This window comes from Streptomyces sp. NPDC014870 (assembly GCF_043081505.1).
In the GTDB taxonomy this organism is placed as follows: domain Bacteria; phylum Actinomycetota; class Actinomycetes; order Streptomycetales; family Streptomycetaceae; genus Streptomyces.
The window spans coordinates 64,047-89,043 of sequence record NZ_JBIBWQ010000002.1 but is presented as its reverse complement, the minus strand read 5'-3'; the positions used below and the strand labels follow the sequence as shown (position 1 = coordinate 89,043).

General features: G+C 72.8%; 19 protein-coding genes. 8 read left to right on the top strand and 11 right to left on the bottom strand.

Annotated elements, in window-relative coordinates; translation table 11 throughout:
* Nucleotides 1–36 precede the first annotated feature (36 nt).
* The 4 genes from ACF09C_RS04985 to ACF09C_RS04970 form a co-directional block, all read right to left on the bottom strand.
* The gene (locus ACF09C_RS04985; RefSeq protein ID WP_392088844.1) at nt 37–1,512 is read right to left on the bottom strand and encodes an NCS2 family permease; all 1,476 of its coding nucleotides are present in this window, start codon (nt 1,510–1,512) and stop codon (nt 37–39) included.
* 282 nt (nt 1,513–1,794) lie between these two features.
* Nucleotides 1,795–4,197, bottom strand: coding sequence for a xanthine dehydrogenase subunit D (gene pucD / locus ACF09C_RS04980; protein ID WP_392088842.1), 2,403 nt, complete (start codon nt 4,195–4,197; stop codon nt 1,795–1,797).
* 2 nt (nt 4,198–4,199) lie between these two features.
* Nucleotides 4,200–4,793 carry a (2Fe-2S)-binding protein gene (locus ACF09C_RS04975; protein ID WP_392088840.1) on the bottom strand — a complete coding sequence of 198 codons (594 nt, stop codon included), beginning with the start codon at nt 4,791–4,793 and terminating at the stop codon, nt 4,200–4,202.
* 2 nt (nt 4,794–4,795) lie between these two features.
* The gene (locus ACF09C_RS04970) at nt 4,796–5,686 is read right to left on the bottom strand and encodes a xanthine dehydrogenase family protein subunit M (protein ID WP_362017410.1); all 891 of its coding nucleotides are present in this window, start codon (nt 5,684–5,686) and stop codon (nt 4,796–4,798) included.
* 384 nt (nt 5,687–6,070) lie between these two features.
* Here ACF09C_RS04970 and ACF09C_RS04965 point away from each other — a divergent pair, with 384 nt between their 5' ends.
* The 3 genes from ACF09C_RS04965 (at nt 6,071) to ACF09C_RS04955 (ending at nt 9,383) form a co-directional block, all read left to right on the top strand.
* Nucleotides 6,071–7,765 (top strand): PucR family transcriptional regulator, encoded by a 1,695-nt coding sequence (locus tag ACF09C_RS04965; RefSeq protein WP_392088838.1) that lies wholly within the window; start codon nt 6,071–6,073, stop codon nt 7,763–7,765.
* A 447-nt stretch (nt 7,766–8,212) separates the two neighbouring features.
* Complete coding sequence (locus ACF09C_RS04960) at nt 8,213–8,425, top strand: hypothetical protein (RefSeq protein ID WP_392088836.1); 213 nt, start codon at nt 8,213–8,215, stop codon at nt 8,423–8,425.
* 169 nt (nt 8,426–8,594) lie between these two features.
* Complete coding sequence (locus ACF09C_RS04955) at nt 8,595–9,383, top strand: hypothetical protein (RefSeq protein WP_392088834.1); 789 nt, start codon at nt 8,595–8,597, stop codon at nt 9,381–9,383.
* 60 nt (nt 9,384–9,443) lie between these two features.
* Here the strand turns inward: ACF09C_RS04955 and ACF09C_RS04950 are convergent, their stop codons facing one another.
* Nucleotides 9,444–11,246: a WD40 repeat domain-containing protein gene (locus ACF09C_RS04950; RefSeq protein WP_392088832.1), complete on the bottom strand. Its 1,803-nt coding sequence runs from the start codon at nt 11,244–11,246 to the stop codon at nt 9,444–9,446.
* Between the two features lie 192 nt (nt 11,247–11,438).
* The gene (locus ACF09C_RS04945; protein WP_392088829.1) at nt 11,439–12,413 is read right to left on the bottom strand and encodes a GntR family transcriptional regulator; all 975 of its coding nucleotides are present in this window, start codon (nt 12,411–12,413) and stop codon (nt 11,439–11,441) included.
* A gap of 148 nt (nt 12,414–12,561) precedes the next feature.
* Between ACF09C_RS04945 and ACF09C_RS04940 the strand changes: the two genes are divergently transcribed.
* Nucleotides 12,562–13,419, top strand: coding sequence for a (2Fe-2S)-binding protein (locus ACF09C_RS04940; RefSeq protein WP_392088827.1), 858 nt, complete (start codon nt 12,562–12,564; stop codon nt 13,417–13,419).
* 227 nt (nt 13,420–13,646) lie between these two features.
* Nucleotides 13,647–14,741: a DUF2637 domain-containing protein gene (locus tag ACF09C_RS04935; protein WP_392088826.1), complete on the top strand. Its 1,095-nt coding sequence runs from the start codon at nt 13,647–13,649 to the stop codon at nt 14,739–14,741.
* A gap of 36 nt (nt 14,742–14,777) precedes the next feature.
* Here the strand turns inward: ACF09C_RS04935 and ACF09C_RS04930 are convergent, their stop codons facing one another.
* From ACF09C_RS04930 to ACF09C_RS04915, 4 genes are all read right to left on the bottom strand, one after another.
* Entirely contained in the window at nt 14,778–15,197 is a 420-nt protein-coding gene (locus tag ACF09C_RS04930) for an ATP-binding protein (protein WP_392090212.1), read from the bottom strand.
* A gap of 95 nt (nt 15,198–15,292) precedes the next feature.
* On the bottom strand, nt 15,293–17,035 hold the full coding sequence (locus ACF09C_RS04925; RefSeq protein WP_392088823.1) for a pyruvate dehydrogenase: 1,743 nt from the start codon (nt 17,033–17,035) through the stop codon (nt 15,293–15,295).
* Nucleotides 17,036–17,062: 27 nt separating this feature from the next.
* Complete coding sequence (locus ACF09C_RS04920) at nt 17,063–18,358, bottom strand: protein phosphatase 2C domain-containing protein (protein ID WP_392088821.1); 1,296 nt, start codon at nt 18,356–18,358, stop codon at nt 17,063–17,065.
* A 108-nt stretch (nt 18,359–18,466) separates the two neighbouring features.
* Nucleotides 18,467–22,231, bottom strand: coding sequence for a S8 family serine peptidase (locus tag ACF09C_RS04915; protein WP_392088818.1), 3,765 nt, complete (start codon nt 22,229–22,231; stop codon nt 18,467–18,469).
* 233 nt (nt 22,232–22,464) lie between these two features.
* Here ACF09C_RS04915 and ACF09C_RS04910 point away from each other — a divergent pair, with 233 nt between their 5' ends.
* From ACF09C_RS04910 to ACF09C_RS04900, 3 genes are all read left to right on the top strand, one after another.
* Complete coding sequence (locus ACF09C_RS04910; protein WP_392088816.1) at nt 22,465–23,448, top strand: helix-turn-helix domain-containing protein; 984 nt, start codon at nt 22,465–22,467, stop codon at nt 23,446–23,448.
* 106 nt (nt 23,449–23,554) lie between these two features.
* The gene (locus ACF09C_RS04905) at nt 23,555–24,037 is read left to right on the top strand and encodes a DUF456 domain-containing protein (protein WP_362421480.1); all 483 of its coding nucleotides are present in this window, start codon (nt 23,555–23,557) and stop codon (nt 24,035–24,037) included.
* A gap of 120 nt (nt 24,038–24,157) precedes the next feature.
* Nucleotides 24,158–24,583 (top strand): PPOX class F420-dependent oxidoreductase, encoded by a 426-nt coding sequence (locus tag ACF09C_RS04900; RefSeq protein ID WP_392088814.1) that lies wholly within the window; start codon nt 24,158–24,160, stop codon nt 24,581–24,583.
* Here the strand turns inward: ACF09C_RS04900 and ACF09C_RS04895 are convergent.
* The gene (locus tag ACF09C_RS04895) at nt 24,555–24,995 is read right to left on the bottom strand and encodes a GNAT family N-acetyltransferase (protein WP_392088811.1); all 441 of its coding nucleotides are present in this window, start codon (nt 24,993–24,995) and stop codon (nt 24,555–24,557) included. The genes ACF09C_RS04900 and ACF09C_RS04895 overlap by 29 nt on opposite strands.
* Between the last annotated feature and the right edge of the window lie 2 nt (nt 24,996–24,997).

The window sequence follows — 24,997 nt, the reverse complement described above, 5'->3', positions numbered from 1 at the left end:
TCCTCAGATGTGTGTGTGGAGGGCGGCGGGGTGGCGTCAGCCGACGCCGAGCCAGCTCTCGATCGGGTGGATCGCGAAGTACACGATGAAGATCGCGGTCAGGCCCCACATGAAGGCCCCGACCTCGCGCGCCTTGCCCTGCGCCACCTTGATGACGGCGTAGGAGATGACACCGGCCGCGACACCCGTGGTGATGGTGTACGTGAACGGCATCAGGACCACGGTGAGGAACACCGGGATCGCCACGGAGCGGTCGCTCCAGTCGACGTGCTTGGCGTTCTGCATCATCATCGCGCCGATGACGACCAGGGCCGCGGAGGCGACCTCGGCGGGCACGATCGCGGTGAGCGGGGTGAAGAAGAGGCAGGCCGCGAAGAAGGCACCGGTGACGACCGAGGAGAGACCCGTACGGGCACCCTCGCCGACGCCGGTGGCCGATTCGACGAAGACCGTCTGGCCGGAGCCGCCGACACCGCCACCGATGACACCGCCGGCGCCGTCGATGAACAGGGCCTTGGACAGGCCCGGCATCCGGCCCTTGTCGTCGGCCAGGTTGGCCTCGGAGCCGACGCCGATGATCGTGGCCATGGCGTCGAAGAAGCCGGCCAGGACCAGGGTGAAGACGATCATGGTGATCGTGATGTAGCCGACGTCGCCCCAGCCGCTGAAGGACACCTGCCCGATGAGCGAGAAGTCCGGCGTGGAGACGGCACTGCCCTTGAGCTCCGGAGCGCCGGAGAACCAGGCGCCCGCGCCCTTCGCCGGGATGTCGGCGACGGCGTTGACGATGAGGGCTATGACGGTGCCCGCGACGATGCCGATCAGGATGGCGCCGGGGATGTTGCGGGCCTGAAGGGCGAAGATCAGGAGCAGGGTGACCGCGAAGATCAGGACGGGCCAGCCCTGGAGCTCACCGAGCGGGCCGAGGGTGACCGGGCCGCCGCCGGGAGACGGGTTCTCGTGGACGAAACCGGCCTTGACGAAGCCGATGATGGCGATGAAGAGACCGATGCCGATCGTGATCGCGTGCTTGATGGCGAGCGGGATCGCGTTCATGATCATCTCACGCAGGCCGGTGACGACCAGAAGGCAGATCACCACACCGTAGGCCACACACATGGCCATCGCCTGCGGCCAGGTCATCACGGAGATGACCTGCGAGGAGAGCACACCGGAGACGCTGAGCCCCGCCGCGAGGGCGAGCGGGACCTTGCCCCAGAAGCCCATCAGCAGGGTGGTCACCGCGGCGGCCAGAGCGGTCGCCGTGATGAGGGCGGGCTGGCTGAGGACGTTGCCGTCCACATCCTTGCCGCCGAGGATCAAGGGGTTGAGCAGGAGAATGTACGCCATCGCCATGAAGGTGGTGACGCCGCCGCGGATCTCCGTCGCGACGGTGGATCCTCTCTCCGAGATGTGAAAGTACCGGTCGAGCCAAGAGCGGCCGGCGGGGACGTTCGAGCCGGAGCCCGCGTCCTCCGAGGCGGTCTTGGGCTCCACTGACGACTGGGTCATGGGGCCTACTCCCAAGGTTCAAAGGGGCACCCGCATAAGACTTTTCGAAGGTCAGAGAAGCTGCGGGATTTGGGATGGTGCATTGGCTGCACGACCCGGGGGACGGCCCGAGACGAACTGGGTGGAACAGGTCGATCTGGTCTTGCTCGGTACTGCGGGTGGTGCTGGTGGTGCTCGGTACTGCTGGTGGTGCTGGTACTGCTGTCCCACGAGTGGGGTGCTCCGGGCGGTGCGGGCGGGGAAGTGTGACGTTCCTGGGAGGCACGCACCGCCCGGAGAGTCCTACAGGGTGCCGGTGAGCGCTTCGGGGCGGACCGGCGTCTTGTTGAGCTCCAGGCCCGTCGCGTTCCGGATCGCCGCGAGGACGGCCGGGGTGGACGACAGGGTCGGGGCCTCGCCGAGTCCCCGCAGGCCGTACGGCGCGTTGGGGTCGGCCAGTTCGAGCACGTCGACCGGGATGGTCGGCGTGTCGAGGATCGTCGGGATCAGGTAGTCCGTGAAGGAGGGGTTGCGCACCTTCGCGGTCTTCGGGTCCACGATGATCTCTTCCATCACCGCGACGCCCAGGCCCTGGGTGGTGCCACCCTGGATCTGGCCGACGACGGAGAGCATGTTGAGCGCCTTGCCGACGTCCTGGGCGGTCGCGAGCTCGATGACCTTCACGAGGCCGAGCTCGGTGTCCACCTCCACCACCGCGCGGTGCGCGGCGAAGGTGTACTGGACGTGGCCGTCGCCCTGGCCGGTGACCAGGTCGAACGGGACGGTCGGGCGGTGCCGGAACTCGTGCTCCTGGTCCACGACCTCGCCCTCGAGGACGTCGGCCAGGTCCGCGAGGACCTCGCCGCCGTCGGTGACGACCTTGCCGCTCTCCAGGAGCAGTTCGGCGGTGGCCCACGCCGGGTGGTACGAGCCGAACTTGCGGCGGCCGATCTCCAGGACGGCCTCGCGCACCTGCTCGCAGGTGTTCTTCACCGCGCCACCGGTCATGTACGTCTGCCGGGAGGCGGACGTCGAGCCGGCGGAGCCGACCTGGGTGTCGGCCGGGTGGATGGTCACCTGGGTGACGCCGAGCTCCGTGCGGGCGATCTGGGCGTGGACGGTGACACCGCCCTGGCCGACCTCCGCCATGGCCGTGTGGACCATCGCGACGGGCTCGCCGTTGATGACCTCCAGGCGCACGCGGGCGGTGGAGTAGTCGTCGAAGCCCTCGGAGAAGCCGACGTTCTTGATGCCGACCGCGTAGCCGACACCTCGGACGACACCCTCGCCGTGCGTGGTGTTCGACAGACCACCGGGGAGCGCGCGGACGTCCGCCGACTCGCCGGCGGAGAGCCACTGCTGCTCCGGCGGGAGCGGACGGGCCTTGACCCGGCGCAGCAGCTCGGAGACCGGGGCCGGGGAGTCCACGACCTGGCCGGTCGGCATGATCGTGCCCTGCTCCATGGCGTTGAGCCGGCGGAACTCCACCGGGTCCATGCCGAGCTTGGCCGCGAGCTTGTCCATCTGCGCCTCGTACGCGAAGCACGCCTGGACCGCGCCGAAGCCGCGCATCGCGCCGCAGGGCGGGTTGTTGGTGTACAGCGCGACGGCCTCGATCTCGACGTCGTCGATCACGTACGGACCGGCGCCGAGCGAGGAGGCGTTGCCGACGACGGCCGGGGAGGCCGAGGCGTAGGCGCCGCCGTCGAGGACGATCCGGGCCTTGAGGTGCGTGAGCTTGCCGTCCTTGGTGGCGCCGTGCTCGTAGTGCAGCTTCGCCGGGTGGCGGTGCACGTGGCCGAAGAAGGACTCGAAGCGGTTGTAGACGATCTTGACCGGCTTGCCGGTGCGGAGCGCCAGGAGGCAGGCGTGGATCTGCATCGACAGGTCCTCGCGGCCACCGAAGGCACCGCCGACGCCGGAGAGCGTCATGCGGACCTTCTCCTCGGGCAGGCCGAGGACGGGGGCGATCTGCTTGAGGTCCGAGTGCAGCCACTGGGTGGCGACGTACAGGTCGACACCGCCGTCCTCGGACGGCACCGCGAGACCGGACTCGGGGCCGAGGAAGGCCTGGTCCTGCATGCCGAAGACGTACTCGCCCTCGACGATCACGTCGGCGCGCTTGCGGGCCTCTTCCACGTTGCCGCGGATGATCGGCTGGCGGTGCACGATGTTCGGGTGCGGGACGTGACCGGAGTGGTGGTCGTCGCGGCCCTCGTGGATCAGCGGCGCGTCGGCGGCGAGGGCGGAGGCCTCGTCCGTGACGACCGGCAGCTCCCTGTACTCGATCTTGACCTTGGCGGCCGCGCGGCGCGCGGTCTCCGGGTGGTCGGCGGCGATCAGGGCCACCGGCTCGCCGTGGTGGCGGACCTTCCCGTGGGCCAGGACGGGGGTGTCCTGGATCTCCAGACCGTAGTTCTTCATCTCGGTCGGCAGGTCGTCGTACGTGAGGACGGCGTACACGCCCGACATCGCGAGCGCCTCGGAGATGTCGATGGAGACGATCTCGGCGTGCGCGACGGTGGAGCGGAGCGTCTGCCCCCAGAGCATGTCCTCGTGCCACATGTCCGAGGAGTAGGCGAACTCACCGGTGACCTTGAGGGTGCCGTCGGGGCGGAGCGTGGACTCGCCGATGCCGCCCTTGGTGTGCTTCTGGGTGACGTTGGTCGGCGTGCCCGCCGGAGCGGTGCGCGTGTTCTGAGCCATGGTCAGACCGCCTCTCCCTGACGGGCGGCCGCCAGGCGGACCGCGTCGAGGATCTTCTCGTAGCCCGTGCAGCGGCAGAGGTTGCCGGAGAGGGCCTCACGGATGTCCTGGTCGGACGGGTCGCTCTGGCGCTCGAGGAGCTCGTCGGCGGCGATCAGCAGACCCGGGGTGCAGAAGCCGCACTGGACGGCGCCGGCGTCGATGAACGCCTGCTGGATCGGGGAGAGTTCGACACCCTCACCGGTCTGCGAGTCGGCCGGCTTGGCCTGCCACTTCTGCGCCGAGTCGAGCGAGGTGCCGCAGCCGCCGGTGCCACAGGCACCGCCCGGATGGGCGTCCTCGCGGTGCTGGGCGTAGTCGGCCAGGCCCTCGACCGTGACGACCTCGCGGCCCTCGACCTGGCCGGCGGCGACCAGGCAGGAACAGACCGGCACGCCGTCGAGGCGGACCGTGCAGGAGCCGCACTCGCCCTGCTCGCACGCGTTCTTGGAGCCGGGAAGACCCATCCGCTCACGCAGAACGTAGAGGAGGGACTCGCCCTCCCAGACGTCGTCGGCTTCCTGCGGACGACCGTTGACCGTGAAATTGACGCGCATGGTTATGCAGCTCCCTCAAGCGTGCGGCCGGTGCCGCGGTACTGCTCCCAGGTCCAGCCGAGCTGACGGCGGGCCATGATGCCGACGGCGTGGCGGCGGTACTTGGCGGTGCCACGGACGTCGTCGATCGGGTTCGCGGCGCCCGAGCACAGGTCCGCGAACTGCTTGGCGATCGACGGGGTGATGATCTTGCCGCTCTCCCAGAAGCCGCCCTCCTCCAGAGCCGCGTTCAGGAAGGCCTCGGCCTCCTTGGCGCGGATCGGGGTCGGCGCGGCCGAACCGATGCCGGTGCGGACCGTGCGGGTCTCCGGGTGGAGCGCCAGGCCGAAGGCGCAGACGGCGATGACCATCGCGTTGCGCGTGCCGACCTTGGAGTACTGCTGGGGGCCGTCCGCCTTCTTGATGTGGACGGTCTTGATGAGCTCGTCGGGCTGCAGCGCGTTGCGCTTCACGCCCGTGTAGAACTCGTCGATCGGGATGAACCGGTTGCCACGTACCGACTCGACCTCGACCTCGGCGCCCGCGGCGAGCAGGGCCGGGTGGGCGTCACCGGCGGGGGACGCGGTGCCGAGGTTGCCGCCGACGCCGCCGCGGTTGCGGATCTGCGGGGAGGCCACGGTGTGCGAGGCGAGCGCCAGGCCCGGCAGCTCGGCCCGCAGGTTCTCCATGATCTGGGTGTACGGGACCGAGGCGCCGAGGCGGACGTTCTCCTCGCCGACCTCCCACTCGCGCAGGAGCTCGATCCGGTTCAGGTCCAGGAGGTACTCGGGCCGCCGGTGGTCGAAGTTGATCTCGACCATGACGTCGGTACCACCCGCGATGGGCACGGCCGTGGGGTGCTCTGCCTTGGCGGCGAGCGCCTCCTCCCAGCTGGCGGGGCGAAGGAAGTCCATGGTGGCTCTCTTCTTGTGCTTCTAGTGATCGGGGGTCGGTCGGTCTGACGGGCCCGGGGGAACGGCCGGCCCTCGACTTCGAAACCATGTTCACGTGCTGTTAACGCGATGTGTGGCCTAGTACACAAGCCTCGCCCGCTCGGGTGCAGTCACCGAAAACATGAAGGAGTTGGCTGGTGACCATGTTCGTCTTGTAGATTCGAACGAACGGCGGTGCTCGGTAACCTCGCCGTTTTCCCCTGGAAACCGTGGCACCAGGCCACCGGCGACAACGCGACAGTCTTCGGGACCGTCGGACGTTCCGCCGCCCCCAGGGGGCACGTCGGGCGAGTACCCCCGAAAGTGACATTCGAGTGACGGACGAGAAGGAACGGCGGCAACGAGATGCGGCTGCGCGCACTGCTGGAAACCGACGCGCTGGGGCTGCGCCTGCTCGGCGGTGAGGACGAGCTGGACCGCACCGTTCGCGGCGTGATGACCACGGACCTCAAGGACCCCAGCCGGTATCTGTCCGGCGGCGAGCTGGTCCTCACCGGCCTCGCCTGGCTGCGGGAGCCCGAGGACGCGGAGCCGTTCGTCCGGATCCTGGCTTCCGCCGGGGTGGCCGCGCTCGCGGCCGGCGAGGCCGAGCTCGGGGACATCCCCGACGATCTCGTGGAGGCATGTTCTCGCCACCGGCTGCCGCTCTTCGCAGTCAACGAAACCGTTGCGTTCGCGACGATCACCGAGCATGTTGTTCGACAGGTGTCCGGCGAACGCGCGGGCGACCTGGCGGCCGTCGTCGACCGCCACCGGCGCCTGATGACCTCCGGTCCGGCCGGCGGCGGACCCGAGGTCGTCCTCGACCTCCTCGGCTCCGACCTGGACCTCCGTGCCTGGGTCCTCTCCCCCACCGGGCGGCAGATCGCCGGGGCCGGGGAGCCGCTGGACGCGGGGCTCGCCTCGACCCTGGCCGGCGAGCACCTGGCCGCCACCCGCACCGGACGGCGCGGCCCGCACCGGCTGAGCGCCGCCGGAATCACGTACTCCCTGTTCCCGATCCGCAACACCGGTCGCGGCGCGGCGCCCGCGGCCCGTGACGTACGGGAGACGGTCCTGTCCGACTGGCTGCTCGCGGTCGAGGCCGACGCGGGCGACTGGCCGGCCGCCCGGCTCGACCTGCTGCAGGGCGTGACGCAGCTGATCGCCGTCGAGCGGGACCGCAGGGACGCGGCCCGTACGGTACGGCGCCGGCTCGCGCAGGAGGTCCTCGAGCTGGTGCAGACGGGCGCCCCGCCCGCCGAGATCGCGGCGCGCCTGCGGGTCGCCGCCCCGGTCCTGCTGCCCGGCCTGGGGACCGCCCCGCACTGGCAGGTCGTCGTCGCCCGCGTCGAATGGGACCCGGAGGGCGGGGCGGGCACGGTGGACACCGGCCCGGTCGCCCAGGCGCTCCTGGAGGAGATCCTCGTCGACCCGGCGACCGTGGGCGCCGACTCGGCCGACCGGATCGCGGTCGCGCACCACGGGGACGAGGCCATCGCCCTCGTCCCGCTCCCCGCGGGCCCGCTGCCCGACAGCGAGGACGAGGGCAGCACGGCGGCCCTCGGGCTGCACGCGGACGCCCTGCTGGCCGCCGTACGGGACCCGCTGTCGTCCGGTCTCGCCGACGACGGCCGGCTCACCCTCGGCGTCAGCGCGGCCGTCCACTCGGCGGAGGGCCTGCGCGGTGCCCTGGAGGAGGCCCGGCACGCCCGCCGCGTCGCGGCCGCCCGCCCGGGCCGGGTCTGCGCGGCGGGCCACCACGAGCTGGCCTCGCACGTCCTGCTGCTGCCGTTCGTCCCCGACGACGTCCGCCGGGCCTTCACGGCCCGTCTCCTGGACCCGCTGCGGGACTACGACCGGCGCCACCGCGCCGAGCTGATCCCCACCCTGGAGGCCTTCCTCGACTGCGACGGCTCCTGGACCCGCTGCGCGACCCGGCTGCACCTGCATGTGAACACCCTGCGCTACCGGGTGGGCCGGATCGAGCAACTGACGGGCAGGGACCTGTCGCGTCTGGAGGACAAGCTCGACTTCTTCCTGGCCCTGCGGATGTCGTAGGGCGGGCCCGCGCCCACGACCCCGCGCGGGCGCGGTCCCAGGGCCCCGCCGCTCCGCGGCGGGTCCACGGGGGCCGCCCCCGCCGCGTCAGGGCTCGGAGCGGCCCCCGTGGGACCTTTCCCGACTCAGGAGGGCCTCAAAGGGGCTTCTCGGGCCGTCAGGGACTCCCAGCCGCCCGTCTCCGCGACGCGCCCGCCGGCCAGGACCGCGATGCGGTCGGCCCGGCGGCCTCTCGGGCAGCTGTACGGGCCCGTTCCGGCGCCGGGGCCCCGGACGGGGCCTCCAGGGCGGCGCCCATCCGGGCGGCGGCCGCCCTGAGACCACCCGCTTGGCCCAGCGCGGCGGCGGAATCCGCGACCGGCGCCAGGCAGCCGAGGGCCAGGGCCGTCGCGGCGGGGGCCCACGGCCCGCTCAGGGCGGGCGCGGCCGCCGCGACGGCCGGGCGGCATGCCCTGGGACGCTGTGCGGTGGCGGGCGATCGCGGCCTCGCCCGGCGCCGCGTACACGGCCGTCAGCCGGGGCGGTCACGGGGAGGTTCATCTCTTCGAGGGAATGAGCCCCCTGACGACCCTGCAGGTGCCGACACCCCTCGACGACGGCGGTCGTCCGGCCCTCGCGGCCCCGGGGAACGGGGCGCAGGCGGACCGGACCGGCCGCTGAGGGTGCCGTCCCGGGGCTCGGACGCACAGCGTCCGCATACCGGTCAAGGTCTTCTCTTGTGAAATCTTTCACCTGACCCCTTGGCCAGCCCCGCGCGTTCGTGCTGAGATGCGGGCTGACCCAATAGCTCAATGGCGCGCTCGGGGAGGGCAATGTGGCGGACACCGCCATGTCTGGTTCCGGAACAACGGGTGGCGACGATCCGGCCCTTGGCTACGGCGGGGCGACCCCGGTGGAGACGGCCATATGGCGTCTGCGCTCACGCGGTTGCTGGACGGACGCGGCAGCTCTGCTCGCCCCCCGCGCGGCGGAACCGGCGGCCGCGCTGGAGCGGGCGGCGCTCCTGATCGAGCGCTGCCTCTACACCGAACAGGGGTGGGCGGACGCGGAGGAGGCGCTGCGGGCGGCCGAGGCCGTGGCGCAGACGGACGAGGAGCGCGGGGCCGCCGCGTGCGAACGCGGCTATCTCGCCTACGCGTCGACGCTGCTCGGCGTACGGGACCGGGCGGACGAGGCGACCGCCGCGCTCGGCCGGGCCGCTGCGCTCATCGGGCCGTCGGCCGAGGGCCGCCCGCTCCTCGACTACCGGCGCGGACTCGTCGCCCAGAACATCGGCGACTCCCCGCAGGCGGCCCGCGCCGCCTACCGGCGCGCCCACGCGGGCGCCTCGGCCCAGGGCGACAGCCTGCTGCTCTCCTCCACCTGGCGGCATCTCGCCGGACTCGCCCTGAGGGAGGGTGAGTTGGCGGAGGCACGGCACGGCTTCGCCGAGTCCCTGCGGATCCGCGAGGAGCTCGGCTACCTGGTCGGTACGGCCCCGGCGCTCACCGCCCTCGCGGACACCGAGACGGAACCCGAGGCGGGTCGCCTGCGCGCGGAGGCGGCCCGCCTCTTCCGTCTCCTGGGTGGCGTACCGACCTGGCTCGCCGCCCAACTGACGCCCAGGCCCGCCATCTGACGGACGGTCGGGCCCAACGGCCGGGCCGCCGCCCCAAGGACGGCGGCCCGGCTGTTCGCCTCACCCCGCCGTCGGCCCCCTGCGGCGCGGCCGCACCCAGCCGGGCACCCGTTCCAGGCACAGCAGCGCCTCGTCCATGCCCACGGCCACCGCTCCGTCCGGTGTGACCGCCACCGCGCGGACCGGTGGTCCCGGACGGAACGGGAGGCGGGCGCGGGTCTCCAGATCGTGGAGCTCGACGAGACCGTCGGCCCAGGCGATCGCGAGCAGCGTGCCCTCGGCGGACTCGGCGGCGTGCAACGAGACGACCGGCACGCGTCGTTCGGCGATCGGGGTGGGTTCCGGGTCCCGGCCCGGGATCCAGCGGCGCACCGTGCCGTCCTGGCCGCCGCTGCAGAGGAAGGGGCCGGTCTCCGTCTCGACGGCCGTCACCGCCGTCACCCGGCCGCTGTGCAGGGCGGCCTGGTGAATGCCCGTCAGGCCGAAGGCGTGGACCGAACCGAGCCGGTCGCCCACCACGACGGAACCGCCGATCGCGGCGAGCGCCGTACCCGGGTGCCGGGTGAGGGTCGCCGCGACGGCGGTCGTGAGCCGTTCGAGATACGGCGGTCGGGGTGCGGGCCCGGGGACGGGCAGCAGCCGGCCCCGTTCGTCGAGGAGCAGGAGCGTGCCGTCCGGTGCGGGGGCCAGCGTCTTGATCCGGCCTCCCGACGGACTCCGCAGCGGCTCGCCCGCGGTCGTCGCGTCGGCCGCGCCGAGGACCTGCACGGTGTCGGACGTGCCCGCGACCAGCAGCTGGTCGCCCGCCGCCCCCAGGGCCGTGACCGGCCCGGGCCACGGCGGGGTCAGGTCGCCGCGCACACGGGTCCACCGCACCCGCCAGGGCGCGTCCGCGGCGAGCCCGCGCAGCGCCGGGCGCAGCCGCGGGTCCGCCCCGTCCCCGAGGGCGCCGAGCAGGACGACGGCCCGGTCGGCCGGGTGCTGGTCACGGCAGAGCGACTGCCCGGTCCGCAGCCACGCCGACCGCAGGCCGCCCCGGTCGTCGCCGGGGCCGGTCACGTACGCGGTGGTGACCCGCAGCGGGTCGGCCGTGCAGACCGCGACCGGATCGGCGAGGTCGACCGCGTGCCGCGCCTCGTACGGCTCCGCCGCCGGCCACCGACCCGGGCCCCACTCCTCTTCCGAGCCCGCACCGTGCTCGGCCCCGTCGCCCTCGCCCGGGTGCGTGCCCGGCGCGGCCGAGTCCGAACCGGCAGCCGCGCGTGCGCCCTTGCCCCCGGCACCACGCCCGTGACCAGAACCGGACCCCGAGCCCGGGCCCCGCCCCGGCTCCGCCCGACCCGCGGTGTCGTCGACGTCGGTGTCCAGGTCCACCACCGTGACCCGGCCCTTCGCCACGAGGAGGTCGTACGACGGTGTGCCCTTGCAGGTCTCGACGACCAGGCGGACCCGGCCCGACGCGGCGAGTTCGGCGACGAGTTCGGCGATCGCCTCGGGTTCCGCGGCGGCGTGGAGGTCCGGCAGGACCAGGGCCGCGCGGCGTGCTTCCGTCGTGGCGACGGCCTGGACGAGTTCGCCGGGCGTGCGGGCCACGACGCCGATCCGGTTCGCGACCGTCCAGGCCGCGCCGAGCGCGCACTGGCCGGCGAGCGGGATCAGCTCGCGCGCCGCCCGCCTGCGGCGCGCGCCCGCGCGCGTGCCGTGTGCGGCGAGCCAGCCGAGGAGCGCCGACTTGCCGCGGCGCGGCCCGCCGACGACCAGGCAGAGGCGCGGGGCGTCCGGGTCGGTGAGCCAGCCGAGCAGGGCCGCCGCCTCGGCCTCCGTACCGGCGGCGGGGCGGTCTCCACGGACGGATCCGGTCACGGGCACCTTCCCCACGCCGGGGAGGGAGTCGCGGACGGCATGGGACACCTCACGGACGGCGCTGTACGGACGGGACGAGGGCGACAACCGACCCTGGGGAGCAGCCGGACGGCGGCAGCGGTCACGGGCAACGGCCGGCCACCGACGGCCGACGCCTGACCCCGTGCCGACTGACGGCAACGACCTTAGTCGTCACTCCGCCGATCCGGTGAAATGCTCTCTGACAAGTGCCTGTACGACGGTGACATCCTGGGCGATCAGGGCGTCGAGGAGGGCGGTGTGCTCCGCCGCGTCCGCCACCAGGTCGCCGTGCCGGATCACCGGGCCGCTCACCAGGGGCCATTGGGACCTGCGGTGCAGGTCGTCGGCGACGAGCAGGAGCTGCTCGTTGCCCGCGAGGGAGAGGACCGCGCGGTGGAAGGCGCGGTCGGCCTCGGCGTAGTGGGCGCGGTCGCCGCGGGCGGCGGCTGCCCCGGTGGCCTCGGCCAGCGGTCTGAGCTCGGCCCAGCGGGCGGCCGGGACCGTGCGGGCGAGCCGCAGCATGACCGGGACCTCGATGAGCGCGCGCACCTCGGCAAGCTCGGCGAGCTCGCGCGGGGTGCGCTCGGTGACGCGGAATCCCCGGTTCGGTACGACTTCCACGGCGCCCTCGACGGCCAGCTGCTGCATGGCCTCCCGCACGGGGGTCGCGGAGACGCCGAAGCGCTCGGCGAGGACGGGGGCGGAGTAGACCTCGCCGGGGACCAGCTCGCCGCCGACGAGCGCGGTGCGCAGGGCCTGGAGGATCTGGCCGCGTACGGAGTGCCGCCGGACGGTGCGCGGAGACGCTTCCGGGGCAGGTGCGGGCGCGGGAACGGGAACGGGTGCGGGTGCGGCCAGGTAGGCGGCCCCGGCGGCCGGTGCCGGCCGGGGTGCGGGCGGCTCACTGTGGGTGTGCTCGCCCCGTACGCCGCCGGACTCGCCCCCCCGTACAGCCGTGGGCTCGCCCCATACGCCCGAGGAATCCCCTCGGACGGCCGCGGGCTCGCCCCGTACCCCTGCGGGCTCGCCCCGTACCCCTGCGGGCTCGCCCCGTTCCGGCAGCGCCGCGCCCCGCGCCTGTGCCGGAACCCGTGCGGACCCGTCGTACGACAGGTGCGACTGTTCGCGCGCTCTGCCCTGCTCCACCCGGGTCCTCCTGCGGGGTCGTGCCGGGCCTGGCTCGCGATACCGAGGCCCCCTGTGCACGATAGGCGGACGGGGCCGCAGTTCAAACCTCGAACGCATCGGGTAAGGTAAGGCTAACCTGCTAACGATCGCGATTCGGTGGTCCCGTATGGCCCTCCCCGCCCTGCTCCCCGCCCCCTTCACCTCGCCCGTCGCGGCCTCGTACGCCCGCCTCGGCGAGGTGTTCCCCAGCCTGCGGATAGAGGAACTGGGCAGCCACGAGCAGACGCCGCGCGGCGCCGGCTGGGTCGGCGCGGACGAGCTCGCGGCCGGCGGAGCGGCCCTGGACGCCTTCCTGGCCTGGGACAACGCGCAGGTGCTGCGCGACTACGGCACACAGGCGAGGCCCGATGTGATCGCCAGCTTCGGACTGCACCGGTACGCCTGGCCCGCCTGCCTCCTGGTCACGGTCCCCTGGTTCCTGCACCGCAGGGTTCCCCGCCTGCCCGTCCGCAACGTGTCCTTCCAGCGGGCCCTGGGACGGATGGCCGTCCGGATCGAGGAGTTCACCTGCCTGCCGGGCGACCCCGCCGCCGAACTCCCCGGCGCCCGGGTGGTCCCGGACGAGGAGGCGCTGCGGGCCGAGGCGCGGGCCGCGCTCGCCGAGCACTTCGAAGAGGTCCTGGCCGGCTTCGGGCCCCGGATGCGGCGCGGGAAGCGGGCGCTGTGGGGGATGGCGACCGACGAGATCGTAGAGGGGCTCTGGTACATCGCGGCGCTGCTCGGCGAGGAGGAGCGGGGCATGGCCGAGCTCGAGCTGCTGATGCCCGGCACGGCCAAGCCGTACGCAGGCGCCGCGGGCTTCCGCGAGCTGCCGGGGGCCGAGGCGCCCGACGGCGCGCCCCGCGCCACCCGGGACCGGGCGACCTGCTGCTTCTTCTACACCCTGCGCCCCGAGGACACCTGTCTGACGTGCCCGCGGACGTGCGACGCCGAGCGGGTCCGCCGGCTCGCCGCGACCGCCTGAAGGACCCGTCCGCCACCCAGCGGCGGGCCGTCGGATTACGCCACCCGATCGGGCGGCGTGAATCGAACGCAACTCCCCTTCATCGCCCGGCAGTTCGACCGGATCGCACCTATTCGTATGCCGTCCGGCCCCAATGGCGTGCTCTTGCCGCGAAACCACGTGGGGGGCCTCCGGGGTCGGCCAGTATGGGCGGCCGAAACGCCCTACTGCGATGCGAGGGACACCGCATGAGACTGACCGACATATCGCTGGACTGGCTGCTTCCCGGTGGGGTGATGGTGGCCGGAGTCCTGACGGCGGTGGCGGTGCTCGCGCGCGGCAAGCGCGCCGGTGACCAGGCCGCGGCCGAGGACTCCTGGGAACGCAGCGAGGAACGCCGCAGGCGCAAGGAAGCGATCTACGGAACCGCCTCCTACGTCCTGCTCTTCTGCTGCGCGGCCGTCGCCGCCGCGCTCTCCTTCCACGGTCTCGTCGGCTTCGGCCGGCAGAACCTGAACCTCACCGGGGGCTGGGAGTACCTCGTCCCCTTCGGCCTCGACGGGGCGGCGATGTTCTGCTCGGTCCTCGCCGTCCGGGAGGCCAGCCACGGCGACGCGGCCCTCGGCTCGCGGCTCCTCGTCTGGCTGTTCGCGGGCGCGGCGGCCTGGTTCAACTGGGTGCACGCGCCGCGCGGCCTGGGCCATGACGGCGCCCCGCAGTTCTTCGCGGGCATGTCCCTCTCGGCCGCGGTCCTCTTCGACCGGGCGCTCAAGCAGACCCGCCGGGCGGCGCTGCGCGAGCAGGGCCTGGTGCCGCGTCCGCTGCCGCAGATCCGGATCGTCCGGTGGCTGCGGGCACCCAGGGAGACCTTCGCCGCGTGGTCGCTGATGCTCCTCGAGGGCGTGCGGACCCTGGACGAGGCCGTCGACGAGGTGCGCGAGGACCGGCGCGAGAAGGAGCAGAACCGGCACCGAAGGCGCGAGCAGGAGAAGCTCGACCGGGCCAGGATCAAGGCGATCAACCGCCAGCACCGGGCCTTCGGCCTGGGGCGTGGCGGGGGCCGTCAGGTCGACGTGCCGTCACTGGGCGCCGGAGCGGGTTCCGCGCCACCGTCCCTGAACGCGGGCACGGGCTCCGCAACGCCGTCCGTGGGGACCGCGGTCGCGGAGCCCGCCATAGCCGACCCCGGACAGCTGCCGCTTCGACACCGGCCCTCCCTCCAGGCCGTACGGGGTACTGAACCCCGAACGGTGGACCTCACCGCAGAGGACGACACCCAGACGCTGCCCCGGCTCGACTCGCTGGAGCGCAAGCTGAAGGACCTGGAACAGCAGTTCGGGTGAACCGCCCGCGAGAACGGCGGGGCGGCGTGAGAGCTCTCACGCCGCCCCGCCGTTCAGTTCGAACCACACCACCTTGCCCACACCGTGGTCCTCCACTCCCCAGGAGTCGGCCAGTTCCTGGACCAGGACGAGCCCCCTGCCGTTCGTACCGTCGTCGGCGACCGGTACGCGCGGTTCGGGGACCCCGGGGACGAAGTCGCGTACTTCCACGCGCAGGCTGTCGGGCACCACGGTCGCGGTCACCACCGCGCCGTGGTCGGTATGGATCAGAGCGTTGGTGACGAGTTCACTGGTGAGCAGCTCCGCGACGTCGGACGCACCCGGTCCGCCCCAGGTCCGCAGCATTCTGCGGAGGGCGTGGCGCACTTCCGGAACCGCGGTGAGATCCGCGCATCCCACCTTTCTGAGCAGTTGAGTCGGCTGTCGTGCCTCCCCGGTCATAACCCCCACCCACATGTCGGTACACATCTCCTCGAACAGGCTCACGGGGATGCATGCCCCACCGAACGTCGCGCATTCATACCGGAGTGGCGCCGAACGGACCGGGCGCCTCAGAGCCGGGGGACGTTGCGCAGGTTGGAGCGGGCCATCTGGACCATCCGGCCGACACCGCCGTCGAGGACGATCTTGCTCGCGGAGAGGGCGAAGCCGGAGACCATCTCGCGGCTGATCCTCGGCGGGATGGAGAGGGCGTTGGGGTCCGTGACGATGTCGACGAGGGCCGGCCCCTTGTGCCTGAAGGCGTCCTTGAGGGCGCCCGCGAGCTGTTTGGGCTTCTCGACGCGGACTCCGTAGGCGCCGGCCGCGCGGGCGACGGCGGCGAGGTCGGGGTTGTGGTTGGTCGTGCCGTACGACGGGAGACCGGACACCAGCATCTCCAACTCGACCATGCCGAGGGAGGAGTTGTTGAAAAGTACGATCTTCACGGGGAGGTCGTACTGCACGAGCGTGAGGAAGTCGCCCATCAGCATGGAGAATCCACCGTCGCCCGACATCGAGATCACCTGACGGCGGCGGTCGGTGAACTGGGCTCCGATGGCCTGCGGCAGCGCGTTCGCCATCGAGCCGTGCGAGAACGAGCCGATGATGCGTCGGCGGCCGTTGGGGGTGATGTATCGCGCGGCCCACACATTGCACATACCGGTGTCGACGGTGAACACCGCGTCGTCGTCGGCGAGTTCGTCGAGGACCGAGGCGACGTACTCCGGGTGGATCGGGACGTGCTTCTCGACCTTGCGGGTGTACGCCTTGACCACCCCTTCCAGGGCGTCGGCGTGCTTCTTCAGCATCCGGTCGAGGAACCGCCGGTCCGCCTTCGCCCGCACCCTCGGGACGACGCAGCGCAGGGTCTCCCGCACGTCGCCCCAGACCGCCAGGTCGAGCTTGGAGCGGCGCCCGAGGTGCTCAGGACGGACGTCCACCTGGACGATCCTGACGTCGTCGGGCAGGAAGGCGTTGTACGGGAAGTCCGTGCCGAGCAGGATCAGCAGATCGCACTCGTGGGTGGCCTCGTAGGCCGCCCCGTAGCCGAGCAGCCCGCTCATCCCGACGTCGAACGGGTTGTCGTACTGGATCCACTCCTTGCCGCGCAGCGCGTGGCCGACGGGCGCCTTGACCCGTTCGGCGAACCGCATCACCTCCGCGTGCGCGCCGGCCGTTCCGCTGCCGCAGAACAGCGTCACCCGATCGGCCTCGTCGACCATCCTCACCAGCGCGTCGATCTCCTCGTCACCCGGACGGACGGTGGGCCGGGACGTCACGAGCGCGGTCTGCCAGGCCTTGTCGGGGGCGGGCTCGGAGGCGATGTCGCCGGGGAGCGCGACGACGCTGACACCGCTCTGCCCGACGGCGTGCTGGATAGCCGTCTGGAGGAGCCTCGGCATCTGCCGGGGGTTGGAGATCAGCTCGCTGTAGTGGCTGCACTCGGCGAAGAGCCGGTCCGGGTGCGTCTCCTGGAAGTAGCCGAGGCCGATCTCGCTGGAGGGGATCTGCGAGGCGAGGGCGAGGACCGGGGCCATCGAGCGGTGTGCGTCGTACAGGCCGTTGATCAGGTGCAGATTGCCCGGGCCGCAGGAGCCGGCGCAGGCGGCGAGCCGGCCGGTGATCTGCGCCTCCGCCCCTGCGGCGAAGGCCGCGACCTCCTCGTGGCGGACCTGGATCCAGTCGATGTCGGGCGTACGCCGGACGGCGTCGACGACCGGGTTCAGGCTGTCGCCCACGACTCCGTACAGCCGCCGGACGCCGGCCCGGACGAGGATGTCGACGAACTGCTCCGCCACGTTCTGTCTGGCCATGGGTCCATCAACCCACGGGGCGGAGCGTCACGCCTCCCAGACGGCGACCCCGGTGCGGTCGTCGGCGTAGCCCTTCACCCGGAGCTGGGTGTCGGCGAGGTAGGCCGCGAGCCCGGGCGGCTCGGCGGAGGCCCAGCGCTGCGCCAGCTCCTTCGCGAGGGCGGGTTCGCCGCGGATCGGTTCGGCGAGGCCGTTCGAGGCGAGCAGGAGGGTGTCGCCGGGGCGGGCGACGGAGGCGCGGAAGCGGAACGGTTCGGCGGGCGGAAGGGGGTCCTCCACGTAGGGCGCGCCGGGCGGGCCCGTGACGCTGAGCCTCATGGTCCGGCGGTCGCCGTCGGCCGTCTCCGACGGCGGGGAGCCGAAGCCGACGACCGGGGCCCCACTGAGCGCGGCGGGCTCGGGGAGCAGCGGCTCGATGTCCTGCCACGCGCCGTCACGGAGTCGGAAGAGGCCGCCCGCGCCGATGCCGAAGAAGACCCGGGTGCGGCAGTCGGGGTCGGCGGAGAGCAGCAGACAGCGCAGGGTCGCGGTGTACTCCTGCGGTTCCACGCCCAGTTCGGCGGCGCGGGCCCGCAGCTTGCCGTAGGCGCGGTCGGTGAGCCGGTGCAGCCCCGACTTGAGGTCGCCCCGGCGGCCGAAGCGGATGTCCTCGGAGAGCCGGGTGTGGCTGCGGCCGACGGCCTCGGCGATCCAGCGGCAGGCGTCGGCGGCGGCGAGGTGCCCGCCCTCGGCGGACCGGGCGCCGCTCGCCACGGCGACGAGGACGAGCGCGGCCTCCTCGTGCCCGAACCGGGCGGTGAGCAGGGCGTCCCTGCGGGGTTCGCCGCGGTAGCGGGCGGAGTCGCCGCGCTGGGAGGCGGCGCGCAGGGTGTACGAGCCGTAGCGGGCGCCGTCGAGGACGGTGTCGGCGACCAGTTCGCCGAGTTCGCCCGGCCGGGCCAGGGGCAGCGCGGTCGGTTCGCCCTCGTACGTGGGTGGGCGGTTGCCGATGTGCGCGGTGCGGGGGCGCGGCAGCGGCGGGGCGGGCGCCTTGGGGGCCTCAGGGGCCTCGGCGGCTGCCGCGGGAGCCGGCTCGGGGGCGGGGAGGTCCACGGCGAGCGTGGCATCGGGGTCCGTGTCCGGGGGCTCCCAGGGAGCCCGGGGCGGGCGCGTCACCGGAGGCGGAGGCGGAGGCGCCGGGTCACCCGCCGTCGCGCTCGTCGTCGTCGCACGTGAAGCGGAGTCGAAGCGGTCGTCGAGCGTGTCGCCCGTGGCAGTCGGGGCCGTGTCCGGCACCGCGTCGTCGTAGAGCTTGTCCCACCAGTGGTCCCCCTGCTGAGTCATGCCCTTATTGTCCACCGCGCAGCCCGCCAGAAAACGGGACATGCAGAAAAAGAGGTCCGCCGGGCGACCCCACCCCCCACGGGAAGGACGCCCGGCGGACCGGCGTGATCAGCGCACGTCGTAAGCGCGGACCACGGTCTGGGTGACGGAGTTGCCGTTGGCGTCCGTCAGTTCGGTCTTCAGTGTGACCGGCTTGCCCGCCGCGCCCGCGTGGTTCACGGTCGCGGTCCAGGCGCCGCCTCGCTGCGAGACCTGCGCCTCCGTCCAGGTCGTGCCTCCGTCGTAGGAGTACGAGAGCCTGGCCGAGGTGAGGGCGGCGGGCTTGTAGCCCGCGTGACCCGTCGCGGTGAGGCCGATCCGCTGGCCGTCCGTCGCGGAGAGGGTCTTCAGTCCGTCCTCCGGCAGGTTGTACCGGGGGAAGAGAATCGGGATGCCTTGAGAGTAGACGCTCTCATCACGCTCGGAGGTGAATTTCCATACCGAGTTGACGGATGTGGAGCGGTTCCACACCCTGCTGCCGATCTTCATGGTGTTCTGTTCGAGCGTGTACGTACCCCGCTCGGACGGGACTTCGAAGACCCCGAACGGCCATCCGGTGTCCCCGAGCGGCTCACCGTCCTTGCTGAGCCGGAGGTTGCCGATGTCCCCGAAGGACCCGGGCTGGGCGTAGTGGGTGTTGTCGCCCCACATGGAGTTGGCGAACCCGATGAGGTTGTCCTGGCGCTCCGCGACGAGGACCGGCTCGCCGGCCGCGTCCTGCGGGGCGGTCGGGGCGACGACACCGTCGTACCAGCGCTCGGTGCGCTTCTCCCCCACCCGGTAGCCGCGCTGGGTCCCGATCATGAACTCGCCGAACGGGAAGCTGGAGGAGAGCATCTGGTCCCACTGGGTGTCCCCGGCCGTGTAGTACTCCGTCCGCGTACCGGGCGCGGGGACCGGCTCGATGGCGCCGAAGTAGACAGACGTGCCGTCCGGCCGGTGGGCCGCCGCGTTGTCGATGAAGTCGGTGGTGACGCCCATGGAACCGTAGGTGGACTCGGTGCGGCCCAGCTGTCCGTCGCGGACCCGGTAGGCCTTGTCGTCGCGGAGCTGACCGGACTCGGGGAAGGCGAGGTTGTAGAGGTACGGGCTCTTCGCGGTCGCCTTCCAGGAGAGGCTGACCGGTCCCGCGGAGAGCTTGGCCAGGAGCGCCGCGCCCTCGGCGGATCCGACGGCGAGGACCGGGAACCCGGCTCCGGCGAAGCCGGCCGTCGGGTACCAGCGGGCGGTCGACGTGCGGTACGCGAGGACCGCGACGGCCCCGGCGGCCTTGGCGTCACGGGCGACGGTCAACGCGTTGGTGGAGGTGTCCGGGAAGCGGACCAGGGCGACGCGGCCGGTGACCCCGGCGGCCGTCAGCTCCGCGGGCGTGCCGGTGCCCGCGTCGACGAGTCCTGCGGTGCCGGTGCCGTCGAGGTTGTCGGAGCCGAGGGAGGCGGTGACCGGGTGCAGGGCCGTGCCGTCGGACGTCCTCAGCGACTCGATCTGGGGGGCGGCGGTGCGCCAGTAGCTGCCGAACTCGAAGTCGCCGTCGTCGGCGCGGCCTTCGACCGAGGCGTAGTAGCCGCGGATCGAGCGCGTACCGGCGGCCGTTCCCGCGTGCAGCCAGGTGCCGTCCCAGGAGCGGGAGAACGCCAGGGTGGTGCCGCGCTGTTCACCGGGCTTGTCGGTGCGTACCGACAGCTTGTGCGCCTTGCGGGCGTCGAGGACGACGGTGGTGTCCTTCTTCACCTCCAGCTGCGGGCGGGCCAGGTAGCTGAGCGAGTCGTTCAGCGTGGCGCCCGCGCCCGCGTCGGGGGTGGCGACGAAGGAGGAGAGGAAGTAGCTCCCGGGCCGCACGGCGTAGACCTGGTCGGTGGCGCCGTCGTTGAAGCGGCGTTCGCCGCTCGCGGTGTCGGTGCCGATGAGGTCCACGGAGGAGGGTCCGGCGGCCGGGTTGCCCTGGCGGTCGATCAGCTTGATCCGCAGGGTGACCGTCTCGGGCTGGACGTAGAGCGAGAACGGCGTCGAGACGTGCAGGCCGTCGCGGCCGGTGGCCACGACGCGGCCGGTGATGTCGCCGTACTGGGCGCGCTCCAGGTGGGCGGTCGGGTCGAGTTCCAGCGGGACCTCGACGGTCGCGCCGGCCGGGACGGTGACCGTCCGCTTGCCGAGCTCGGCGACGGACGAGCGGACGCGGGAGCCGTCGTTGCCGGTGACCTTCTCGACGGCGAGCGTCAGGGTGACGGCCTTGCCCGAGGTGTTGGTGTACGGGACGGCGACCGTGGTGCGGTCGCTGCGGTCCTGGGGCCAGTTGAAGGTGCCGCCCTGGACGGCGTCGGCGCCGAGGACCGTCTGGTCGATGGCGGCCTTGACGTCGAGACGGCCGCCGCCGACCTCGCGCACGTCGCCGGGGACGTCGCTCTCGGCGGAGGAGACGAGCGCGGCCTTGATCTGCTGGGCGGTCCAGTCGGGGTGACGCTGCTTGACGATGGCGGCGGCGCCCGCGACGTGCGGGGTGGCCATCGACGTACCGGACATGGACTGGTAGGCGTACACGCCCCGGCCGCCGACGGCGGCGGCGGAGATGGCGACGCCGGGCGCGGCGATCTCCGGCTTGAGGGTGTGGTTGACGATCGTCGGGCCACGGCTGGAGAAGTACGCGGTGGAGTCGTCGCGGTCGGTGGCGCCGACGGTCAGCACGTCGGGGGCGCAGCCGGGCGAGGAGACGGTGTTCAGCGTCGGTCCGGAGTTGCCGGCGGCTATCACGAACAACGTGCCCTCGTTCTGGGCGAGTTGCTGCGCGGCAGCGCTCATCGGGTCGGTGCAGTCGGTGGGTACGGAGCTGCCGAGGCTCATCGAGACGACGTCGGCGCCCTGGCCGACGGCCCACTCCATGGCGGCGATGATCCAGGAGGCGGCGCCGGAACCGGAGTCGTTGAGGACCTTGCCGTTGAGGAGCTCGGCGCCGGGCGCGACGCCCTTCTTCTTGCCGTCGCTCGCCGCGCCGGAGCCGCCGACGGTGGAGATGGTGTGGGTGCCGTGGCCCGCGCGGTCCTCGGCGGTGTCGGAGTCGGTGAAGTTCTCCGAGGCGACGATCCGGCCCTTGAGGTCGGGGTGCCCGGTGTCGGCGCCGGTGTCGAGGACGGCGACCTTGGTGCCGGTGCCGTCGAAGCCGGCGGCCCAGGCCTCGGGGGCGTGCACCTGCTTGGTCGAACGCTCCAGGGTGGCCTCGACCTTGCGGTCGAGCCAGAGCTTCTTCAGGCCGCCGGCGGAGCGGGCGGCGGGGCCGTTCACGTCGGCCCAGAAGGTGGCGGCCTGCTTCTTGTCGGCCTTGAGGGCGACGCCGTCGACGGCCTTGAGCACCTGGCCGCGCTCGGCGCCGCGCGGGGCGGCGGGGACGGAGCGGGCGAGGTCGGAACCGTAGACCGCGATGAGCGGCAGCGTCGGGGTGCCCGCGTCGTCGTAGCCCTGCCGGACGAGGCCGGTGACGTTGAAGAGTTCCTCGTCGACACGGCCCGCGGCGAGGGCGGCGGTGGCGCCCTCCGGGTAGACGTACAGATCCTGGCCCGAGCGGCGGGTCTGGACGAAGGGCACGGTGCCGTCCTCGCGGGGCAGCGCGGTGGCGGCCGGGTTCCCGCGGGCGTCGCGGGTGACCAGGACCCGGTCGCCGGTGACCAGCGTGACGGTGGCGGTCCGGTCGCCGGCGCGGGCTCCGTGGGCCTCGCTGCCGACCAGCGGTCGATCACCGGTCGGGTCGTCCTGCGGCGCGGCGGCCGTGGACGGCGCGACCGCGGTGACGGCCAGGACGGCGGCGGTCGCCGCTCCCAGGGCCGTACGCGAAATCGGGCGCATCACTCTCCCCATCTGAATCCGGCGCAAGCACGGGCAAAGGCCCCATGGCCGGAGGCTGTTGGTGCTGCGGTGGCGCCACATTGGCAGAGGTGAGGGGGGTACAGGGATGATGGGTGCGGCGGGAATGCGCCGTGGCCGATTCCCGCCAGGGCGCCAACGGAACGAAGGCGTCCGGTGAACGTCCGGGGAATGTCCGGGACGTCCCAGGACGTCCGGTGAGGGGTGGGGCAGCGATGCTGGGAGCGATAGGTCTCGACGAACGGCAGGAGTCCGCGTACCGCGCGCTGGTCGCGCTGGGCGCGGCGGAGGTGGCCGACCTGGCACACCGGCTCGCCCTGCCGGAGTCGGACACCGAGCGGGCGCTGCGGCGTCTGGAGTCGCAGGGGCTGGCCGCGCAGTCCTCGGCGCGGACCGGGCGGTGGGTGGCAGCGCCCCCGGGGGTGGCGCTCGGCGCGCTGCTGACCCAGCAGCGGCACGAGCTGGAGCAGGCGGAGCTGGCGGCGGCGCTGCTCGCGGAGGAGTACCGCGCCGAGGCGGCCGAGCCCGCCGTGCACGACCTGGTCGAGGTGGTGACGGGCGCGAGCGCGGTCACCCACCGGTTCCTCCAGCTCCAGCTGGGCGCGACGGAGGAGGTCTGCGCGCTGGTCACGGGCAAGCCGATCGCGGTGACCGGCATGGAGAACGACGCGGAGGAGCTGGCGGCCGTCCGGGGCGTGCGCTACCGGGTGGTGGTGGAGCGGGAGGTCCTGACGCTGCCCTCGGGGATCGTCGAGCTGTCGGCGGCGCTCGGCCGGGACGAGGAGATCCGGGTGGTGGACCGGGTGCCCACCAAGCTGGTGGTCGCGGACCGGGCCCTGGCGATGGTCCCGCTGACCGGCCGGGGCGCGGAGCCGGCGGCGCTCGTCGTGCACGCGAGCGGGCTCCTGGAGTCCCTGATGGGCCTCTTCGAGGCGGTCTGGCGCGAGGCGCTGCCGCTGCGGCTGGGCGTGGGCGCGCAGGTCACGGAGACGGAGGCGCCGGGCCCCGACGCGACGGACCTGGAGGTCCTCTCCCTGCTCCTGGCCGGTATGACGGACGCGAGCGTGGCCAAGCAGCTGGACCTGGGCCTGCGCACGGTGCAGCGCCGGGTGAAGGGCCTGATGGAGCTCTCGGGTGTGACGACCCGGCTCCAGCTGGGCTGGCACGCGTACGAGAAGGGCTGGGTGGCGCGGGGGTAGGCGCGGGGCCCCGGCGCGGCCGCGTGCCCCGCGGACCGGGCGCCTGGGGCACCCCGTCCGTACGCCGCGACCTGCGAGGAGATCATGGGTCCTGCACGCTGGGCAGATGGGTGTGTGGCAGCTGTTGCTCGTCGCGATGGTGATGCTGCTCGGCCTTTTCGGCGTGCTGGCTCCGGGCGTGCCGGGGCCGTGGCTGGTGTGGGCGGCGATGCTCTGGTGGTCGCTGCACGAGCAGAGCGGGCTCGCCTGGATCCTTCTCGTCGCCTCGACCGCGCTGCTCCTGCTCACCCAGGTGGTCGTATGGCTGCTGCCGCAGCGCCGGATCCGGGGCGTGGGGATCACCCGGCGCATGGTGACGTACGCGGGTCTCGGCGCCTTCCTCGGCTTCTTCCTGGTGCCGGTGATCGGCGCGATCCCCGGTTTCATCGGCGGGATCTACCTCTCCGAGCGCCTCCGGCTGGGCGGCCACGGGCAGGCCAGGGCCTCCACGCGCACGGTGATGCGGGCGGCGGGGACGAGCATCCTCGTCGAGCTGTTCGCCTGTCTGCTGATCGTCGGCGCGTGGGTGGGCGCGCTGATCTGGGGCTGATCCGGCACTGATCCGGTGCCGATCCGGTGCTGATCCGCACGGGGTCCTAGGACCACGGCCCCGCACGGCCTCCGCCGGAGCGCCGATGTGCTCGGCGCGGCCGCGCGCGATGCTGGCCGTATGAGGGACTTCGAGGGCTTCGGCGAGGCCGAACTCGCCTATCTCCGCACGCAGCGGCTCGCCCGAATGGCCACGGTCGACCCCGCGGGCCAGCCGCAGGCCAACCCGGTCGGCTTCTTCCCGCAGCCGGACGGCACCATCCTGGTCGGCGGGCTCGCCATGGGCCGCACGAAGAAGTGGCGCAACCTGGTCGCCAACCCCAAGGTGGCCCTGGTCGTCGACGACCTCGCGAGCGTACGGCCCTGGCGGGTGCGCGGGGTGGAGATCCGGGGCGAGGCCGAGCTGCTCGTCGGGCCGCACGAGCTGGGCCCGCACTTCAGCGAGGAGGTCATCCGGATCCACCCGCGCCGGATCCACAGCTGGGGGCTCCCGCCCGAGGGGGTTCCTGACGAGGGAGCTACTTCGGAAGATCGATCTGGTACTTGATGAATCCGGTGTCGCGGGCGACCTTGTCGTACAGCGTGCGCGCGGTGGTGTTGGACGCCTGGGTGTTCCAGTAGACCCGGTCGCAGCCCTGCTCCCCCGCCCACTGGGCCACGGCGGCGATCAGGGCGCGCGCCACGCCCCGGCCGCGGACCTCGGGGTCGGTGAAGAGGTCCTGGAGGTAGCAGACGTCGGGCCCCGAGGTGCTGGGGTGGACGAAGAAGTGGGTGAAGCCGACGAGCCGGCCGTCGAGCCGGGCCACGCGCGCGTGGACGCGCGTGCCGTCCTGGAAGGCCTGCCAGGCACGCTCGTAGAGGGCGTCGGGCTCGCTGCGGCCGTAGAAGTCGATGTACGCGCGGAAGAGCCGCTCCCAGGCGTCGCGGTCGTCGGGTCCGAGCAGGTCTGTGCTGATCATGG

Coding starts and splice junctions, on each gene's coding strand:
- ACF09C_RS04925 (WP_392088823.1), bottom strand. CDS start 17,035: ATGGCCAGACAGAACGTGGCGGAGCAGTTCGTCGACATCCTCGTCCGG.
- ACF09C_RS04985 (WP_392088844.1), bottom strand. CDS start 1,512: ATGACCCAGTCGTCAGTGGAGCCCAAGACCGCCTCGGAGGACGCGGGC.
- ACF09C_RS04940 (WP_392088827.1), top strand. CDS start 12,562: ATGGCCCTCCCCGCCCTGCTCCCCGCCCCCTTCACCTCGCCCGTCGCG.
- ACF09C_RS04910 (WP_392088816.1), top strand. CDS start 22,465: ATGCTGGGAGCGATAGGTCTCGACGAACGGCAGGAGTCCGCGTACCGC.
- ACF09C_RS04900 (WP_392088814.1), top strand. CDS start 24,158: ATGAGGGACTTCGAGGGCTTCGGCGAGGCCGAACTCGCCTATCTCCGC.
- pucD (WP_392088842.1), bottom strand. CDS start 4,197: ATGGCTCAGAACACGCGCACCGCTCCGGCGGGCACGCCGACCAACGTC.
- ACF09C_RS04960 (WP_392088836.1), top strand. CDS start 8,213: ATGCCCTGGGACGCTGTGCGGTGGCGGGCGATCGCGGCCTCGCCCGGC.
- ACF09C_RS04920 (WP_392088821.1), bottom strand. CDS start 18,358: ATGACTCAGCAGGGGGACCACTGGTGGGACAAGCTCTACGACGACGCG.
- ACF09C_RS04895 (WP_392088811.1), bottom strand. CDS start 24,995: ATGATCAGCACAGACCTGCTCGGACCCGACGACCGCGACGCCTGGGAG.
- ACF09C_RS04975 (WP_392088840.1), bottom strand. CDS start 4,793: ATGCGCGTCAATTTCACGGTCAACGGTCGTCCGCAGGAAGCCGACGAC.
- ACF09C_RS04955 (WP_392088834.1), top strand. CDS start 8,595: ATGTCTGGTTCCGGAACAACGGGTGGCGACGATCCGGCCCTTGGCTAC.
- ACF09C_RS04905 (WP_362421480.1), top strand. CDS start 23,555: ATGGGTGTGTGGCAGCTGTTGCTCGTCGCGATGGTGATGCTGCTCGGC.
- ACF09C_RS04935 (WP_392088826.1), top strand. CDS start 13,647: ATGAGACTGACCGACATATCGCTGGACTGGCTGCTTCCCGGTGGGGTG.
- ACF09C_RS04970 (WP_362017410.1), bottom strand. CDS start 5,686: ATGGACTTCCTTCGCCCCGCCAGCTGGGAGGAGGCGCTCGCCGCCAAG.
- ACF09C_RS04930 (WP_392090212.1), bottom strand. CDS start 15,197: ATGTGGGTGGGGGTTATGACCGGGGAGGCACGACAGCCGACTCAACTG.
- ACF09C_RS04965 (WP_392088838.1), top strand. CDS start 6,071: ATGCGGCTGCGCGCACTGCTGGAAACCGACGCGCTGGGGCTGCGCCTG.
- ACF09C_RS04915 (WP_392088818.1), bottom strand. CDS start 22,231: ATGCGCCCGATTTCGCGTACGGCCCTGGGAGCGGCGACCGCCGCCGTC.